Raw genomic sequence first — 17286 nt, 5'->3', positions numbered from 1 at the left:
CGGTTTGCAGCGAGGTGCTGTAGGCGATATTGGCAGCCTCGGCCACGGCTTGTTCCTGATTGACCTGATCGGTAATCACCGTGGCGAACTTGACCACTTTGTACAGGCGGTCATTGGCGTCCAGCACCGGGTTGTACGTGGCTTCCAGCCAAACCATGCGGCCATGGCTGTCGACCCGTTTGAAGCGTGCCGCAACAAATTCACCGGCGTTCAGGCGCTTCCAGAACTGTTGGTATTGGGCACTGTTGTACTCCTGCGGTTCGCAGAACATGCGGTGATGTTTGCCCTGGATCTGCGCCAGGCTGTAACCCATGCCGCCGAGAAAGCGATCGTTGGCCGTAAGTACATGCCCGTCGAGGTCGAATTCGATCACCGCCGTGGAACGCACCAGCGCGGTGATCAGGTTTTCATGCTCGCGCGACGCCTCGATGGTGCGGGTGAGGTCGCTTGAGTAAATCGAAAAATGCTTGATGCGCCCCTCCGAGTTGCGCACCGGCTGCACAATCGAGCGCAGCCACGCTTCCTTGCCGTTGCCACGCATCAGGCGTACGGTGCCGGCGAAGTGTTCGCCGCGCACCAGGGCATTTTTAAAGCGCAGCTGGAATTCGTCCTGGCGCACATGCGGCGGCACCAGCTCATCAATGAGACGCCCCACGATGTTGCTGGCCTGGTAAATCAGTTCTTGCAGGAAGTTGGCATTGGCCCACTCCACCCGGCCGTCGGCATCCAGCGTCAGGCACAGCATTTCACTTTCCAGGCTCTCCTTGACCTGCTGCAAGCTCGACAATTCTTCGCGAAGAGCAGACAGCTCTTGCTTCAGGCGGGTATTGAACATGAGGCACCGATGGCATTGGGTGAGGTGTATCTGACCTGCATCGGCGCTGCGGGCGTTTTCTGAAGCGTTTTTTTCGCCGCAGCCAGCTGTCTTTTTTTGGATCCATTAACCGCCGTTGTTTCGACACACACCCATCACTTGGTATTCCAGGGTATTGAGCTTGCCGGTGGAGTCTTCATAGGTCATGCGTGACGGCACCGCTTCGCAGGAGCGGATCGGCGGCGTTACGTTGACCACCCTCTCAATGTCCAGCTTCATGCCATAGCGGTAGGCCTGCACCTCGGGTGCGGGCTTGCCCTTCTTTTCGGCGTAAGCAGCCATGGCTTTTTCATTGCGCTCCATCATCAGGGCAAAGGTGCGGTCCCCGCCGCCTTCGGCCAACGCGCCAAAAGACAGGACCGCGACCAATACACCCAGGGCAACTTTATAAGCGTTCATCATTAGTTCCTCGTCAGAAAAGTTCAGTGACGAGATTAATCAACCAACCCTGACGCAATGTTCACCAAAACATTACTTATTTGTTAGGTGGCCGTGAGTTTCCAGAATTGTAATGTTCACGCCATGAGTTCGTTATCCACGGTTTGCAACTATCGGCCCGGGCCAGATCAATAAGAACGCCCGCCTCTATAAGAAGCTGAAAACTGCCACTACCCAGGAGCGAACCATGCGCATTACTAACCATATCCTTCCCTTTTCCTTGCTCGCCGCACTGCCCCTGGCGGCCGTGGCCTTAGAGGACAAGCCCGACGGTTTTATCGAAGGCAGCAGCGTGAACGTGCTGGCGCGCACGTTTTACTTCAACCGCGATGACCGCAAGGGCCAGTCCAGCCCTACCGGCAACGGTTACTCTGAAGCCCTGGCGCAGGGCTTGATCGGCAAATTCGAATCCGGGTTTACCCAAGGCACCGTTGGCTTCGGCCTGGATGCGTTCGTCATGTACGGCCTCAAGCTCGACTCGGGCACCGGTCGCAGCGGCGGCAAGGGGTCGTTCGGCGTGCTGCCGGTAGACAGCGACAACCACCCCGAAAGCAGCTACAGCAAATTCGGCGGTGCGGCGAAACTACGGGTGCTGGATACGGTGATAAAAGCTGGCGATGTGTTCCCCGCCACGCCGGTGGTGGCCGCTGGCGATTCGCGCCTGTTGCCGGAAAGCTTTCGCGGCGTCACCGCTCACAACACCAGCTTTGAGGGCCTGAGCCTGCAAGGCGGGCGCTTGAGCGGCATGAGCCAGCCGAGTGAAAGCGGCATGAACAAGGGCTTTGCGACCTTCTATGCAGGTAAGGTCGACTCGCCCTGGATCGGCTATTTCGGCGGCGAATACGCGGTGAACAAACACCTCAGTGTCAGTGCGTACAGCAGCCGCCTGAAGGACGCCTGGGACCAGTACTACGTCGGCACCAACGCCAGTTACCCATTGAGTGAAAACGTGTCCTTGTTCGGTGACGTGAACTATTACAAGGCCGTGGACGAAGGCAAAAAACTGCTGGGCGAATTCAACAACAACATCTGGAGCGCCAGGCTCGGGGTCAAGGTCGGCGCCCACAGCCTGGCCCTCTCGCACCAGCGCAACAATGGCAATGACGACTTCGACTACCTGCGCCAGTCGGACTCGATCTTCCTCAACAACTCGATCCAGTACAGCGATTTCAACTCGCCCAAGGAGCGCTCATGGATGGCCCGCTACGACCTCGACATGCAGGCCTTCGGCATTCCCGGCCTCTCATTCATGACCCGCTACGCCAAAGGCACCGGCGCCGACTACAGCAATGCCAACGCGGTGTACATGCGCCGCGATGCAGCCGGTAACCCGCTGACCGATCAACGCCGATGGGAACGGGATATCGAGGCCAAGTACGTGGTGCAAAGTGGCAGCCTCAAGGATTTGTCCTTGCGTTTACGCCAGGCCACGGTGCGCTCCAGTACGTTCGAGTCAGACCTGGAGGAAGTTCGCTTGATTGCCGAGTATCCACTGGTTGCACTGTGAGCCCTTACATTCGTTTGCCGTTAACTAACATCTGTTCACAAATAGCCAGGTATCAAAACTGTAATATTGAGCTCAGCTTCCCGTTAAGTTGAAGTTCCTATACTCGCATCAACTTATTTGCACCGAGCAACATTCGTCTCTAGAAGCTTTTTTGTAGCTCCTTTGGAAAGAGATGAATTTTTAACGCCCCTCGGGGCGTTTTTTTTTGCGGGCAGGTTTAGCAGCGACCAATGGTCGCAGTTGACCCTGAAGCTACTTCACGGTTCAGACTTTTCCTACTCCCAAAACACCTGATTCCATAAGGAAATGGAGCCCTTATCCCTCAGTAAAAGGTAACCCCCCATGCGTATCCTTGTGGTTGAGGACGAGCAAAAAACCGCCGACTACCTGCAACAGGGCCTGAATGAAAGCGGCTATGTGGTGGACTGCGCGTCCAATGGCATCGACGGCCTGCACCTGGCCGGGCAGCACGCCTATGAGCTGGTCATCCTCGACGTCAACCTGCCGGGCAAGGATGGCTGGGAAGTGCTGGAGCAATTGCGCCGCAATGGCACACAACGGGTGATGATGCTGACGGCCCGTGGCCGCCTGGCCGACAAGATCAAGGGCCTGGACATGGGCGCCGATGATTACCTGGTCAAACCCTTCGAGTTTCCCGAGCTGCTGGCGCGGGTGCGTACCCTGTTGCGGCGCAGTGAGCATATCCCCCAGCCGGACGTGTTCCGCGTTTTGGACCTGGAACTGGACCCGCGTCGCCATCGCGCCTATCGCGGCACCCGGCGTATCGACCTGACCACCAAGGAGTTTGCGCTGCTGCAGGTGCTGATGCGCCAGACCGGCGAAGTACTGACCCGCACGCAGATTATTTCGCTGGTGTGGGACATGAATTTCGACTGCGACACCAATGTGGTGGAAGTCTCCATCAGCCGCCTGCGGGCCAAGGTCGATGACCAGAGCGAAGTGAAACTGATCCACACCATTCGCGGCGTGGGTTATGTGCTGGAGGCACGTGGATGAGAACCGGGAGTTTGTCGATGCGCCTCGGCTTGACGGTCAGCCTGATGGGCGCCGGCCTGGTGCTGTTGCTGGCGACCCTGGCGTACGTGGCCCTGACCCACGAGTTGGAAAAGCTGGCGCGCAAGAACCTGGAAAGCAAGATGGAGCAGATCCAGCACAGCCTGGCCCAAGGCCTGGATGCCAACCGCATCCGCGCCCGCCCGCACTCATTGATGGACCTGGTGATCGGCCACGACAATTTCTACCTGACCATCGTCGGCACCGCACCGGATGAAAGCGTCTTGCTGAGCATCGGCGCCAAGCCCCAGGAGCCTTTGTTGACGGACTTCACCCCCAGGGAAACCCTCGGCTACCTCAATTGGGCCGACAGCAATGGCAACCAGGTGCTCAGCGCCTCCAGCCTGATGCGTCTGGCCAATGGCGAACGGGTGCGCGTGCTGCTGTCGCTGGACCGCATGGACGACCAGGCGTTGCTCAGTGCCTACCTGCGCGCCACGTTGATTGCCTTGCCGATGCTGCTGATCCTGATCGGCATGGGCGCCTGGTGGCTGGTGCAACGCGGGCTCGCGCCACTGAAGCAGTTCAGTCATGTGGCGGCCAAGGTCACCACCCAGGACCTGACCCACCGTTTATCCATCGACAACCTGCCCCAGGAACTGGGCGAACTGGCCCATGGCTTCAACGTGATGCTCGACCGCCTGGACGCGGGCGTGCAACAGCTGTCGCAGTTCTCCGATGACCTTGCCCACGAAATGCGCGCGCCACTGACCAACCTGATGGGCAAGGCCCAGGTGACGCTGTCCCGCCAGCGGCCACCGGAGGAATACAAAGCAGTGCTGGAGTCCAACACCGAAGAGCTCGAACGCCTGGCGCGCACCGTCTCCGACATGCTGTTTCTGGCCCAGGTCAGCCATCCGGCCGCGCGAGGCTCATTTACCCAAGTGTCGCTGGCAGAAGAGGCCCATCGAGTGATGGATTTATTCGCCTTGAGTGCCGAAGACAAACAACTGACCCTGACCCTCAACGGCGATGCCCAGGTACAGGGCGATCGCCTGATGATTCAACGTGCCCTGTCCAACCTGCTGTCCAATGCCATTCGCCACAGCCCGGCGCAGTCGCATATTTCAATGCTGGTGGAGGCCTATGGCAATCAGGTTGCGCTGTCGGTCAGCAACCCCGGCCCGGGGATTGAGGCGCAGCACCTGCCGCACCTGTTCGAACGTTTCTACCGCGTCGACAGCAGCCGCGCCCGTACCGAAGGCGGCACCGGGCTGGGCCTGGCCATCGTGCAATCAATCATGGCCCTGCACCAGGGGCAGGCTGATGTGCGCAGCCTGCCCGGTGGCTTTACCTTGTTTCGCCTGGTGTTTCCTCGGGTATTGCCTGAATAGGGAATGCGGACTTCAAACCAAAGCCGATCCCCTGTGGGAGCTGTCGAGCTTTAGCGAGGCTACGAAAGCGGTGGGTCAGGCAACTTATATGTCGCCTATGCCGCCGTCTTCGCAGCCTCGCTGGGGCTCGACAGCTCCCACAGTTGAGCTTTGTTGCTGGTGGAATCTGCGTTCGACGCGATGGCCCTGCTGACCAAGACCTAAGCAACAAAGCCGATCCCCTGTGGGAGCTGTCGAGCTTTAGCGAGGCTGCGAAAGCGGTGGGTCAGGCACCTTATTCTCGCCTGTGCCGCCGCCTTCGCAGCCTCGCTGGGGCTCGACAGCTCCCACATTTGAGCTTTGTCGCTGGCAAAATCTGCGTTCGACGCGATGGCCCTGCTGACCAAGACCTAAGCAACAAAGCCGATCCACTGTGGGAGCTGTCGAGCTTTAGCGAGGCTGCGAAAGCGGTGGGTCAGGCACCTTATTCTCGCCTATGCCGCCGTCTTCGCAGCCTCGCTGGGGCTCGACAGCTCCCACAGTTGAGCTTTGTTGCTGGTGGAATCTGCGTTCGACGCGATGGCCCTGCTGACCAAGACCCAAGCAACAAAGCCGATCCCCTGTGGGAGCTGTCGAGCTTTAGCGAGGCTGCGAAAGCGGTGGGTCAGGCACCTTATATCTCGCCTGTGCCGCCGTCTTCGCAGCCTCGCTGGGGCTCGACAGCTCCCACATTTGAGCTTTGTCGCTGGCAGAATCTGCGTTCGACGCGATGGCCCTGCTGACCAAGACCCAAGCAACAAAGCCGATCCCCTGTGGGAGCTGTCGAGCCCCAGCGAGGCTGCGAAAGCGGTGGGTCAGGCAACTTATATGTCGCCTATGCCGCCGTCTTCGCAGCCTCGCTGGGGCTCGACAGCTCCCACAGTTGAGCTTTGTTGCTGGTGGAGTCTGCGTTCGACACGATGGCCCTGCAAACCGAAACCGCAGCAACAAAGCCGATCCCCTGTGGGAGCTTTGGTGATTTCATTACCAAGCCCGCTCAGCTCATACGCATCATTCCTCCTTGCGATGCGCCCACTGGTACAGCGCCGGCAGCACCAGCAAGGTCAGCAACGTAGAGGAAATAATTCCGCCGATCACCACCGTCGCCAGCGGCCGCTGCACTTCGGCGCCGGTGCCGGTGGCGAGTGCCATGGGGATAAATCCAAGTGACGCTACCAGCGCCGTCATCAACACCGGGCGCAAGCGCGTCAGAGCGCCTTCGTTGACCGCCAGCGCTAACGAGCGGCCTTCTTCACGCAGGTTGCGGATAAAGGCAATCATCACCAGGCCGTTCAGCACCGCCACACCGGACAACGCGATAAAGCCCACGCCTGCCGAGATCGATAGCGGAATATCGCGCAGCCACAACGCCATGATGCCACCGGTCAAGGCGAACGGAATCCCGGTAAACACCAGTAAGCCGTCCTTGAGGTTGTTGAACATCATAAACAGCAACCCGAACACCAGCAGCAACGCCACCGGCACCACGATGCGCAAACGCTCGAAGGCTTCCTTCAACTGTTCGAACTGGCCGCCCCAGGTGGTCCAGTAACCGGCGGGCACCTTCACCTGGGTGCTGATGGCCGTCTCGGCCTCTTCGACAAACGAGCCGATATCACGCCCGCGCACGTTGGCGCTGACAATTACCAGACGCTTGCCATTCTCGCGGCTGATCTGGTTCGGGCCGAGCACCAGGTCCAGGCTGGCGACCTGAGACAACGCAATAAATCCCAACTGCCCCGCCGCACTCCCGGCCAACGCCGGCACCGGAATCAACAGCCGCGACAAGCCTTCGATATCGGTGCGCAACGCGTCGGATAACCGCACCACCATGTCAAAACGCCGGTCGCCTTCGTACAACGTACCGGCCTGGCGCCCACCCACGGCCACGGCAATGGTGTCCTGCACATCACCCACGTTCAGGCCAAAACGTGCGGCCTTGTCACGGTCGATATTGATCGTCAGCACCGGCAGGCCGGAGGTCTGCTCCACCTTCACCTCCGAGGCACCATCAAGCTTTTGCAAGGTCTCGGCGATTTCCCCGGCGGTCTTGTTGAGCACCGCCATGTCATCGCCAAATACTTTCACCGCCACATCGCTGCGCACCCCGGAAATCAGCTCGTTGAACCGCAGCTGAATCGGTTGCGACAGTTCATACGCACTGCCCGGCACAATCGCACTGGCGCGCTGGATATCGGCAATCAGCGCCTCGCGGGACTTCTTCGGGTCTGGCCATTGGTCCTTCGGTTTAAGCATCACGTAGCTGTCGGAAATGTTCGGCGGCATCGGGTCGGAAGCGATTTCCGCCGTGCCCGTGCGCGCAAACACGCGCTCGATTTCCGGCACTTGGGCGATCAGTATTTTTTCCAGCTGCTGCTGCATCTGCACCGATTGCGACAGGCTGGTGCCGGGTACGCGCAAAGCCTGTTGGGCGAAGTCGCCTTCACTGAGGCTGGGGATAAACTCGCTGCCCATGCGACTCGCTACCGCGCCCGAGGCGACGATGGTCAACACCGCCAAACCGAACACCAATGAACGGCGCGTCATGACCCAATCCAGCACCGGCGCATAGACCCGACGCGCAGTGCGCATCACCAGATTTTCTTCTTCCTTGACCTTGCCGGTCACGAACAGCGCAATCGCGGCGGGCACGAACGTCACCGACAGAATCATCGCGCCCAGCAGCGCAATCACCACGGTAAACGCCATGGGATGGAACATCTTCCCGGCCACGCCAGTGAGGGCGAAAATCGGCAGGTAAACCACCATGATGATCAACTGCCCGAAGATCAGCGCACGCCGTGCTTCCTTGGCCGCCGCGAACACTTCATGCAGGCGCTCGCTGCGCGTCAATAACCGCCCATGTCGCTGCTGCGCATGGGCCAGACGGCGGATCGCGTTTTCGACGATCACCACCGCGCCGTCGACGATAATGCCGAAGTCCAGCGCGCCGAGGCTCATCAGGTTGGCGCTGACTTTGTTGGTGAACATGCCGGTAAAGGTGAACAACATTGCCAGCGGAATCACCATCGCCGTGATCAGCGCCGCGCGGATATTGCCCAGGAACAGAAACAACACCGCGACCACCAACAGCGCGCCTTCGAAGAGGTTTTTCTTCACCGTGGCGATGGCTTTTTCCACCAGGTTGGTGCGGTCGTAGACCGTCACGGCGACCACACCGGCGGGCAGCGAACGGTTGATTTCCTCGAGTTTCTTCGCCACCGCCTGGGACACGGTGCGGCTGTTTTCGCCGATCAACATGAACACCGTGCCCAGCACCACTTCACGGCCGTTTTCGGTGGCCGCGCCGGTGCGCAGCTCGCGGCCGATTTCGACTTGCGCCACATTGCGCACGCGGATCGGCGTGCCATCCGAGCTGGTGATCACAATGTTGGCAATATCATCAATCGACGCCACCTGACCCGGCGCACGGATCAGCAATTGCTCGCCACTGCGCTCGATGTAACCGGCACCGACGTTGGCATTGTTGCGCTCCAGCGCCGTGACCAGATCACCCAAGGTCAGGTTGTAGGCCGCCAGGCGCTTGGGGTCCGGGGCTATCTGGTATTCCTTGGCGAAACCACCGATGGTGTTGATCTCGGCCACGCCCGGCACATTGCGCAGTTGCGGCTTGATGATCCAGTCCTGGATCACGCGCAGGTCGGTCGGCGTGTAGGGCGTGCCGTCGTCCTTGCGCGCGCCGTCTTCGGCCTCGACGGTCCACAGGAAAATTTCGCCAAGGCCGGTGGAAATCGGTCCCATCGCGGTTTCGATGCCCAACGGCAGTTGCCCGCGTGCCACTTGCAGGCGCTCATTGACCAATTGCCGGGCGAAAAACAGGTCGGTGCCGTCTTTGAAAATCACCGTCACCTGGGACAACCCCGAACGCGACAGCGAACGCGTCTGCTGCAAACCCGGCAGCCCGGCCATGGCGGTTTCAATCGGAAAGGTAATGCGCTGCTCGGTTTCCAGCGGCGAAAAACCGGCCGCCGCCGAGTTGATCTGTACCTGCACGTTGGTAATGTCAGGCACCGCGTCGATGGGCAACTTCTGATAGCTGGCGATGCCGACACCGGCCATCAACAGTACCGCCAGCAGCACAATGATGCGCTGCTCGATGGCGAATTGGATAAGGCGCTCAAACATGGGGAATCACTCGCAGGATCAATGGGCGTGCTCGGCCGAGCCTTTACCCAGTTCGGACTTGAGGATGAAGCTGCCGACAGTGGCCACCTGTGCCCCGGCCTCAAGGCCCTGGCGCACTTCGACGTAGCCGTTTTCGCTCACACCGAGTTCGAGGTGACGGGTGATAAAGCCTTGCGCAGTGCGCACAAACACTGAGGGTTTGTCCTCGACGGTCTGGATCGCGGTTTCTGGCACGGTGACCTTGGCCTGGTAGGTATCGGTGGCCAATTGCACCGTCACAAACAGGCCCGGGCGCCAGGCGTCATCGGGGTTGGGCACGGTCACGCGCACGGTGGCGGTACGCGTCTGCTCGCCGAGCAGGTTGCCCACATAGGCCACGGTGCCCTGCACCTGCGTGCCCATTTCCGTGGAGGTGACCTTCACCGGTTTGCCGACCCGGACCTTGTTCAAATCCTTGGGAAACACACCGAAGGTGATCCACACCTGGGACAGGTCCGAGAGCGTGAAGGCGTTGCTGGTCTCGCCGACCACCTCGCCGACGCCGAGGTGTTTTTCCACCACTACGCCGGCGAACGGCGCACGCAGTTCATAACGATTGCCGCCGACCAGGACCGCGCTGCCGCTGAGGGCAGTCATCTTCTGGCGCGCATTGTTCAGGGCGATTTCGGCCTCTTGCAAGGTCTGACGCGCCAGCAGGTAATCCTGTTCGGCGGAGATTTCGTCCTTCCACAATTGGCGCTCGCGTTGGAACGTAGTGCGCGCCAATTCGACCCGGCGCTCGCTGGCCGCCAGCTCGCTGCGCTGGTCGGAAATCTGCTGACTGGAGATGACCGCCAACAGCTCGCCTTTCTTCACCGACTGGCCAAGGTTGACCTTCACCGCCTCCACCACACCGGCCGCACGCGGGACGATGTGCGAGGTACGGTCCTCGTCGAAACGCACTTCCCCCGGCAGCGTCAGCACTGTACTGATCGAGCGCGGTTGCGCCTGGGCGAGTTGGATACCGGCGGCCTGGATCTGCTGTTCAGTGAGTTCAAGCGCGCCTTCTTCTTCATCGGCGACGGCAAAGCCAGACAGCATCAGGCCCAGGGCGACGGCCAGCGCCACGCCATGTTTATGTTTCATAGAGGACTCCAGAAAAAATCAAAACCGGGCGAGGTCGCCGTAAATTCGTTCGATGCGCACCCAGGCATCGGTGGCCTGGGCGGTCGCCGTGAGGTATTGGGTGCGTGCGGCGATCAAGGTGCGCTGGGCGTCGAGCACGTCGAGGAAGTTGAACTTGCCCATCTCGAAGCCACGGGTGGCGCTGTCCACCGCGCTTTGGGCGGCGGGCAGGATCTGTTGGTTGAAGGCGCGCACTTCGGTATCGGCGGTTTGCCACAGGTCCAGGGCCTGGCGGGTCTCGGTGCGCAGGCGCAGTTCGACAGCGTTACGCAGGTCGCGGGCTTGGTCGGCACGGCGGCTGGCGGCAAGCACATTGCCCTGGTTACGGTTGAACAACGGGATCGGCATGGACACACCCACCACGTTCACACGTTCACGCACGCTGGCGTCGTACTGGCTGCCGATCGACACGTCGAGGTCGGGAATTCGCTGGGCTTTTTCCAGGCCCACGCTGGCCTCACTTTGCTGGATGTACAGTTCGGCCAGGCGCAACTCGGTGGTTTGCTCCAGGCGCGCCAGCAAGGGTGCGGAGGGCGGCAACGGTGGTGCGGATTGGCTTTGCGTGGCGACCGCCTGGAAGTCAGGGTTGGCGCTGCCGGTGCTGGCCGCGAGACGGCGGTAGGCATCCGTGAGGCCGATCTGTGCGCGGTTGAGTTCCAGGCGGATCTCCGACAACTGCACCTGGGCGCGAGTGGCTTCTACCGGCGACGATTTGCCGGCTTTGACGCGGCCATTGGCGACCACCAGGCCGCGCTCGGCCAAGGCCATTGAGCGTTGCGCCAGGTCGAGGCGCTCCTGGGCACGCAGGGCGCCGTAGTAGCTGTCGATCACATCGGCGCGCAGGCCGTTGCGCCGCTGCTCAAGGGTCAACGCGGCGGCATCCTGAGCGCGTGTTGCCACATCAATGCGCGCACCGCGTTTGCCGCCCAGTTCCAGGGTCTGGCTGAGTTTGATGGTGGTGGTGCGCGAGTTGCGGCGGGTGTCTTCGGCATCCCAGGAAGCCACTGGGTTGGGGATCAAGCCCGCCTGCTGGCGGCCGCCTTGGGCAATGTCGATTTCCCATTGCGCGGCGGCCAGGTCGGGGTTGTTGGCGAAGGCGGTTTGCAGGGCTGAATCAAGAGTCAGGGTTTGCGCCTGGGCAGCGTTCGCCGCTACCCACAACGCTGCGCCCCCCAAAAATGTTCTAAACGAAAGTGCCATAACGAGAGTTCCACGCCCATGAATTCGCTGAGGTTTACCAGCGGGGGCAATGTAGCTTTCGCGACTTATCAGAGCGGTGGAGCAAAGATTACAAATCCGAAAGGCACAGCCTCAAGCGTGCACCTCGTCAGGGTCGTCGTGATGAAAACCTTCGCCTTCGACCTGCAAGGTGACGTGGGGAATATCGAACTGTTCGTGCAGCAACTCCGTCACCCGCGTGAGGATTTGTTGCTCAGTGCCTTGGGACGGATCCGCGACCAAATGCGTGCTGAGCACATTCTTGCCGCTGGTCAGCGCCCAGATATGCAGGTCGTGTACGTCCTTGACTCCAGGCACGCTGCGAATGGCCTGCTCAACCTGATCGATATCCATGCCGTCCGGCACGCCTTGCAGCAGTACGTTCATGCTTTCCTTGAGCAGCGTCCAGGTGCGTGGCAACACCCAGAAACCAATCGCCGCCGCCACCACGGAGTCGACCCAGCCCCAGCCGGTAAACATGATGACCACCGCCGCGATGATCACGCCGATAGAACCGAGCATGTCGCTCCAGACTTCCAGATAAGCGCCCTTCACATTCAGGCTTTCACCGCTGGCAGCACTGAGCAGGCGCATGGAGATCAGGTTGACGATCAGCCCCAGCACCGCAATCACCAGCATGCCGGTGGACTGGATTTCGGCTGGCGCCTGCAGTCGTTGATAAGCCTCGTAAAGGATGTAAAACGCCACGGCGAACAGCAGCAGCGCATTAAAGGCCGCCGCCAGGATTTCGAAACGCGCATAACCAAAAGTGCGCTTGCGGTCGGCCGCACGCTTGGCGACCTGAATGGCCACCAGGGAAATCGCCAGGGCCAGGGCGTCGGTCATCATGTGCGCGGCGTCGGACAACAACGCCAGGCTGCCGGTGACAAAAGCGCCAATAACCTCGGCAATCATGAAGCTGCCGGTCAGCCCCAGGGCCATCCATAACTTGCGTTCGTGGCCGGCGCGTACTTGGGCGTGGCTGTGTCCTGCGCTCATGGCATGTCCTCGTGGTGTGTAGTCCGTTGATCATAGAGCTATAGGCCAAATTCCCGCGCATACCTTGCAAACTTGTCACTCGCCCGCCAGCTCATCGTTAGATTGAGCGCACCAAAATCGCCCATGCATGCGCTGCGGCATTTCTATCAGGTATGCTTTTCGAGCAGGAAACAAAAAGAAACAAATTAGCCAACCTGTTCGATAAGGAGTCCCGTTTTGGAGTTATCGACTGCCGCGTGGATGGTTCACGACACCCGCCTCATGTTTTGTGTTCTGCTGGCCATCGCCAGCATCATTGTGTTGATCAGCGCCACCAAGCTGCCGCCGTTCCTGTCGATCCTGATCGGTACGTTCATCGCCGGTGTGGGCGCCGGGCTGCCGCCGGAAGAAGTCGCCAAAGCCTTCAGCAAAGGCGCCGGGGCGATCCTCGGTGAAGCCGGGATCATCATCGCCCTGGGCTCGATGCTCGGCGCGCTGATGGCCGAATCCGGCGCGGCCGACCGCATCGCCACCACTTTGCTCGGGTTGGGCAAAGGCAAGTCACTGCCGTGGGTGATGGCGCTGGTGGCCATGGTGATTGGATTGCCGCTGTTCTTCGAAGTCGGCCTGGTGATGATGGTGCCGATTATCTTCGTGATGGCTAAACGTTCGAACCAGCCATTGCTGAAAATTGCCATCCCGGCGCTGGCGGGCATGACCACCCTGCACGCCCTGATGCCACCGCATCCGGGGCCGTTGATTGCGGTAAGCGCATTGCACGCCGACCTGGGCCTGACCATGCTGCTGGGCTTCTGCCTGGCGGTGCCGGCGGTGATCCTGGCCGGCCCGCTCTACGGCAACTGGCTGTCCAAACGCCTGCACGTGGATGAACCGGCCGACATTGGCGCGCTGTTCAGTGCGCCACCCAAGGCCCCGCGCCAGCCGAGCTTCGGTGTGTCGCTGCTGATCATTTTGTTGCCGGTGATTTTAATGCTCGGCAGCACCTTGGCCAAAGTCGCGTTGCCAGCCGAAAGCACCGTCGGCCTGACCTTGAAGTTCCTCGGTGAACCGCTGATTGCCCTCGGCCTGGCCGTGATCGCTGCCGTCATCTGCCTGGGCTGGGCCGCCGGCATGCCGCGTGCCGAAGTCGGCAACACCCTGCGCAAAGCCCTCGCGCCCATCGCCGTATTACTGCTGACCATCGGCGCCGGCGGCGGCCTCAAGCAAACCCTGCTGGACGCCGGCGTCAGCCAGACCATCAGCAAGGTCGCCGAAGGCGCGCACATGCCGTATCTCTTGCTGGCCTGGCTGATCGCCGTGGCCCTGCGCCAGGCCACCGGCTCGGCGACAGTTGCTACCACCACTACGGCGGGCATCCTCGCGCCGATGATGGCCGGGCTGGCCGCGACCCAGAGTTCCTTGGTTGCACTGGCGATTGGCGCGGGCTCGGTGTTCTTCTGCCACGTCAACGACGCCGGGTTCTGGATGGTGCGTGAGTACTTTGGTTTGCAACTGAAACAGACGATTTGGGTGTGGTCGGTGTTGCAGACGATTGTTTCGGTGGTCGGGCTAGTCGGTACGCTGCTGCTCTGGCACTTTTTGACCTGACCCTCAGGCGGCCAAGGTGTGGCGCTTACCAAACAGCGCCACACTCGCCACGCCCACCGCGCCCATCACCACGCAATACCCCACGCAAATCCACGGGCTGGTCGGCATCAACGCGATCAGCAACAGTGGCGTTGTACTCGCCCACAACGCATAGGCAATGTTGTAGGTAAACGAAATCCCCGACACCCGCACCTGCGCCGGGAACAGACCGACCATCACCGACGGCACCGCGCCTACCACGCCGCAACTCAAGCCCGCCACGGCATACGCCGCGCCCAGCCACACGCCGCCACTGATCAGGCTGGCATACAGCACCGCAATGCCCACCGGCAGCAACAGGCTGTAGACCAGCACTGCGCGCCAGGCGCCGATGCGGTCCACCAGCAAACCGGCAAGCACGCAGCCGATATTGAGGAAGACGATGCCCAGCGCACTTAGGGCGAAGGTATGGCTGGGGCTCATGCCAAAGGTTATTTGCATCATGGTGGGCGTGATGACCACCAACACCACGACTGCCGAGGTCAGGACACAGGTGAGGATCATCGCCGGCAGCAATACGGCGCGATGGTCGCGCAACACCGTGCGCAACGGCATTTCAGCGGCGGCCTGGCGGCGAGCCTGCATTTCGAGGAACACCGGGGTTTCGCTGAGCCAGCGGCGCAGCCACACGCCGATCACACCGAACACGCCGCCGAGCAGGAACGGGAAGCGCCAGGCGTAGTCGAGGATTTCGGCGGGGGTGAAGATTTGCGCCAGCAAGGTGGCCGTGAGTGCGCCGAGCAGGTAGCCGAAGGTCAGCCCCGCTTGCAGGAAGCCCAGCGCGTAGCCTCGGTGGTGGCGCGGTGCGTGTTCGGCGACGAAGGTCCAGGCACTCGGCACTTCGCCGCCCACTGCGGCGCCTTGCAGCACGCGCAGGGCCAACAGAATCAGCGGGGCGAAATAACCGATTTGCGCGTAGGTGGGCATGATCCCGATCAGCAGGCACGGCAAGGCCATCATCAGGATGCTCAGGCTGAACACGCGTTTGCGCCCCAGGTGATCGGCGAAGTGCGCCATCAGAATGCCGCCCAGCGGGCGCGCCAGGTAACCGGTGACGAAGATGCCGAAGCTTTGCAGCAGGCGCAGCCATTCGGGCATTTCCGGCGGGAAGAACAATTGGCTGAGGGTCAGCGCAAAGAACACGAAGATAATGAAGTCGTAGATTTCCAGCGCGCCGCCGAGGGCGGCCAGGCCCAGGGTTTTGTAGTCGGAAGGGGAAAAACGCTGCGCCCGTGGGGAAAAGGTGGCAGTCATGTAAAGGCTCGGCAGACAAACAAAATGGCGTGCAGGTTATGAGCTGCGCCCAGTGATGGCAATCGCGACAGATATATTTGTTTTCCTCATGGATCGATGAAGATAACTGCATTCCCATATCAATGCCTGTAGCGGAACATGCCGTAAAACTGCCAACACCCATAATAAATACAAGAGGAAAGACTCGTGGCCGATGCTATCGAAGAAAGCCGCTATGCCCGATTTGCCCTGCGCTGTTCCAACTTCGCCGAACGCTGGTTTCCGGATTCCTGGGTGTTTGCCGCACTGGCGGTGATCATTGTTGCCGTGGCGACCCTGGGCATGGGTGCCGCGCCGACCGAAGCCGCCAAGGCCTTTGGCGACGGGTTCTGGAGCCTGATCCCGTTCACCATGCAGATGGCCTTTGTGGTGATCGGCGGGTATGTGGTGGCCAGTTCGCCTCCCGCCGTAAAGCTGATCGACCGTCTGGCACGTGTCCCCAAGAATGGCCGCTCGGCCGTGGCGTGGGTCGCGTTGATTTCCATGGTCGCCTCTTTGCTTAACTGGGGCTTGTCCCTGGTGTTCGGCGGTTTGCTGGTGCGCGCACTGGCCCGTCGCACGGATTTGCGCATGGATTACCGCGCCGCCGGGGCTGCGGCTTATTTGGGTTTGGGCGCCGTGTGGGCATTGGGGCTGTCGTCGTCGGCGGCGCAGTTGCAGGCCAACCCGGCCAGTTTGCCGCCGTCGATCCTGTCGATCACCGGGATGATCCCGTTCACCGAGACCATCTTCCTGTGGCAATCGGGCGTGTTGTTACTGGCGCTGATCGTGGTGTCGCTGATCATCGCCTATGCCACCGCACCCGGCCCCAATAGTGCGCGTGATGCCAAGGCCTGTGGTGTCGACCCGGCCTTCAATATGCCCAAACCACAACCGCCGACGCGTCCGGGCGAATGGCTGGAACACAGCCCGCTGCTGACCATCCTGCTGGCCTTGCTGGCGGCTGGCTGGTTGTTCCATGAGTTCTCGACCAAACCTGCGATCAGCGCGATTTCGGGGCTTAACACCTATAACTTCCTGTTCATCATGGTCGGTGCGCTGCTGCACTGGCGTCCGCGCAGCTTCCTGGATGCGGTGGCGCGTGCCGTGCCGACCACCACGGGCGTGCTGATCCAGTTTCCGTTGTATGGCTCGATCGCCGCGTTGATGACCGTGGTGAAAGGCGGTGACGGCCAGACCCTGGCGCACCATATCTCGTTGTTCTTTACCTCCATCGCCTCCCACGACACTTACGCGCTGTTGATGGGCGTGTACTCGGCGGTGCTGGGCTTCTTTATCCCGTCGGGCGGTGGCAAGTGGATTATTGAAGCGCCTTACGTGATGCAAGTGGCCAATGACCTGCAATACCACCTGGGCTGGGCGGTGCAGATCTATAACGCGGCTGAGGCACTGCCGAACTTGATCAACCCGTTTTATATGCTGCCGCTGCTGGGCGTGCTGGGGCTGAAGGCACGGGATCTGATCGGGTTTTCATTTGTGCAGTTGCTGGTGCACACGCCGCTGGTGTTGTTTCTGTTGTGGGCGCTGGGGACGACGTTGAAGTATTTGCCGCCGGTGATGCCTTAAACGACCCTGACTGCGCTTGTTGCACAGGC

At 60.8% G+C, this 17286-nt stretch carries 11 protein-coding genes and 1 pseudogene; 5 read left to right on the top strand and 7 right to left on the bottom strand.

Annotated elements, in window-relative coordinates; genetic code table 11:
* Window positions 1-58 precede the first annotated feature (58 nt).
* Window positions 59-745 (bottom strand): annotated as a pseudogene (locus GIW48_RS29790) (PAS domain-containing protein); the annotation flags it as partial.
* A 195-nt stretch (window positions 746-940) separates the two neighbouring features.
* The gene (locus GIW48_RS00140) at window positions 941-1273 is read right to left on the bottom strand and encodes a DUF2790 domain-containing protein (protein ID WP_017137675.1); all 333 of its coding nucleotides are present in this window, start codon (window positions 1271-1273) and stop codon (window positions 941-943) included.
* Window positions 1274-1499: 226 nt separating this feature from the next.
* Here GIW48_RS00140 and GIW48_RS00135 point away from each other — a divergent pair, with 226 nt between their 5' ends.
* The 3 genes from GIW48_RS00135 (at window position 1500) to GIW48_RS00125 (ending at window position 5227) form a co-directional block, all read left to right on the top strand.
* A complete protein-coding gene (locus GIW48_RS00135) occupies window positions 1500-2819 on the top strand; it encodes an OprD family porin (protein ID WP_170036129.1) in 1320 nt (439 codons plus the stop codon).
* Window positions 2820-3161: 342 nt separating this feature from the next.
* Window positions 3162-3836 (top strand): heavy metal response regulator transcription factor, encoded by a 675-nt coding sequence (locus tag GIW48_RS00130; protein WP_017137677.1) that lies wholly within the window; start codon window positions 3162-3164, stop codon window positions 3834-3836.
* The gene (locus GIW48_RS00125; RefSeq protein WP_236460574.1) at window positions 3833-5227 is read left to right on the top strand and encodes a heavy metal sensor histidine kinase; all 1395 of its coding nucleotides are present in this window, start codon (window positions 3833-3835) and stop codon (window positions 5225-5227) included. Before GIW48_RS00130 ends, GIW48_RS00125 begins: the two co-directional genes overlap by 4 nt.
* Before the next feature lie 1029 nt (window positions 5228-6256).
* Here the strand turns inward: GIW48_RS00125 and GIW48_RS00120 are convergent.
* The 4 genes from GIW48_RS00120 to GIW48_RS00105 all read right to left on the bottom strand — a co-directional run bounded on the left by GIW48_RS00120 (window position 6257) and on the right by GIW48_RS00105 (window position 12772).
* On the bottom strand, window positions 6257-9391 hold the full coding sequence (locus GIW48_RS00120; protein WP_236460573.1) for a CusA/CzcA family heavy metal efflux RND transporter: 3135 nt from the start codon (window positions 9389-9391) through the stop codon (window positions 6257-6259).
* A gap of 18 nt (window positions 9392-9409) precedes the next feature.
* Window positions 9410-10516, bottom strand: coding sequence for an efflux RND transporter periplasmic adaptor subunit (locus GIW48_RS00115; protein ID WP_186618438.1), 1107 nt, complete (start codon window positions 10514-10516; stop codon window positions 9410-9412).
* Window positions 10517-10534: 18 nt separating this feature from the next.
* Window positions 10535-11755 carry a TolC family protein gene (locus GIW48_RS00110; protein ID WP_236460572.1) on the bottom strand — a complete coding sequence of 407 codons (1221 nt, stop codon included), beginning with the start codon at window positions 11753-11755 and terminating at the stop codon, window positions 10535-10537.
* A gap of 111 nt (window positions 11756-11866) precedes the next feature.
* A complete protein-coding gene (locus tag GIW48_RS00105; RefSeq protein WP_176992561.1) occupies window positions 11867-12772 on the bottom strand; it encodes a cation diffusion facilitator family transporter in 906 nt (301 codons plus the stop codon).
* 216 nt (window positions 12773-12988) lie between these two features.
* Between GIW48_RS00105 and GIW48_RS00100 the strand changes: the two genes are divergently transcribed.
* A complete protein-coding gene (locus tag GIW48_RS00100; protein ID WP_236460571.1) occupies window positions 12989-14359 on the top strand; it encodes a GntT/GntP/DsdX family permease in 1371 nt (456 codons plus the stop codon).
* Window positions 14360-14362: 3 nt separating this feature from the next.
* Here the strand turns inward: GIW48_RS00100 and GIW48_RS00095 are convergent, their stop codons facing one another.
* Complete coding sequence (locus GIW48_RS00095; RefSeq protein WP_236460570.1) at window positions 14363-15652, bottom strand: MFS transporter; 1290 nt, start codon at window positions 15650-15652, stop codon at window positions 14363-14365.
* A 186-nt stretch (window positions 15653-15838) separates the two neighbouring features.
* Here GIW48_RS00095 and GIW48_RS00090 point away from each other — a divergent pair, with 186 nt between their 5' ends.
* A complete protein-coding gene (locus tag GIW48_RS00090) occupies window positions 15839-17257 on the top strand; it encodes a short-chain fatty acid transporter (RefSeq protein ID WP_099549200.1) in 1419 nt (472 codons plus the stop codon).
* Window positions 17258-17286 lie beyond the last annotated feature (29 nt).

Source organism: Pseudomonas sp. PA-6-3C (assembly GCF_021605825.1).
Taxonomy (GTDB): Bacteria; Pseudomonadota; Gammaproteobacteria; order Pseudomonadales; family Pseudomonadaceae; genus Aquipseudomonas; species Aquipseudomonas edaphica.
The sequence above is the reverse complement of the archived record's forward strand: the minus strand, read 5'-3'. Positions and strand labels throughout refer to the sequence as shown.

Bases quoted from the DNA above. Each gene is read 5' to 3' on its own strand.
- GIW48_RS00140 (WP_017137675.1), bottom strand. From the start codon at position 1,273: ATGAACGCTTATAAAGTTGCCCTGGGTGTATTGGTCGCGGTCCTGTCT.
- GIW48_RS00135 (WP_170036129.1), top strand. From the start codon at position 1,500: ATGCGCATTACTAACCATATCCTTCCCTTTTCCTTGCTCGCCGCACTG.
- GIW48_RS00130 (WP_017137677.1), top strand. From the start codon at position 3,162: ATGCGTATCCTTGTGGTTGAGGACGAGCAAAAAACCGCCGACTACCTG.
- GIW48_RS00125 (WP_236460574.1), top strand. From the start codon at position 3,833: ATGAGAACCGGGAGTTTGTCGATGCGCCTCGGCTTGACGGTCAGCCTG.
- GIW48_RS00120 (WP_236460573.1), bottom strand. From the start codon at position 9,391: ATGTTTGAGCGCCTTATCCAATTCGCCATCGAGCAGCGCATCATTGTG.
- GIW48_RS00115 (WP_186618438.1), bottom strand. From the start codon at position 10,516: ATGAAACATAAACATGGCGTGGCGCTGGCCGTCGCCCTGGGCCTGATG.
- GIW48_RS00110 (WP_236460572.1), bottom strand. From the start codon at position 11,755: ATGGCACTTTCGTTTAGAACATTTTTGGGGGGCGCAGCGTTGTGGGTA.
- GIW48_RS00105 (WP_176992561.1), bottom strand. From the start codon at position 12,772: ATGAGCGCAGGACACAGCCACGCCCAAGTACGCGCCGGCCACGAACGC.
- GIW48_RS00095 (WP_236460570.1), bottom strand. From the start codon at position 15,652: ATGACTGCCACCTTTTCCCCACGGGCGCAGCGTTTTTCCCCTTCCGAC.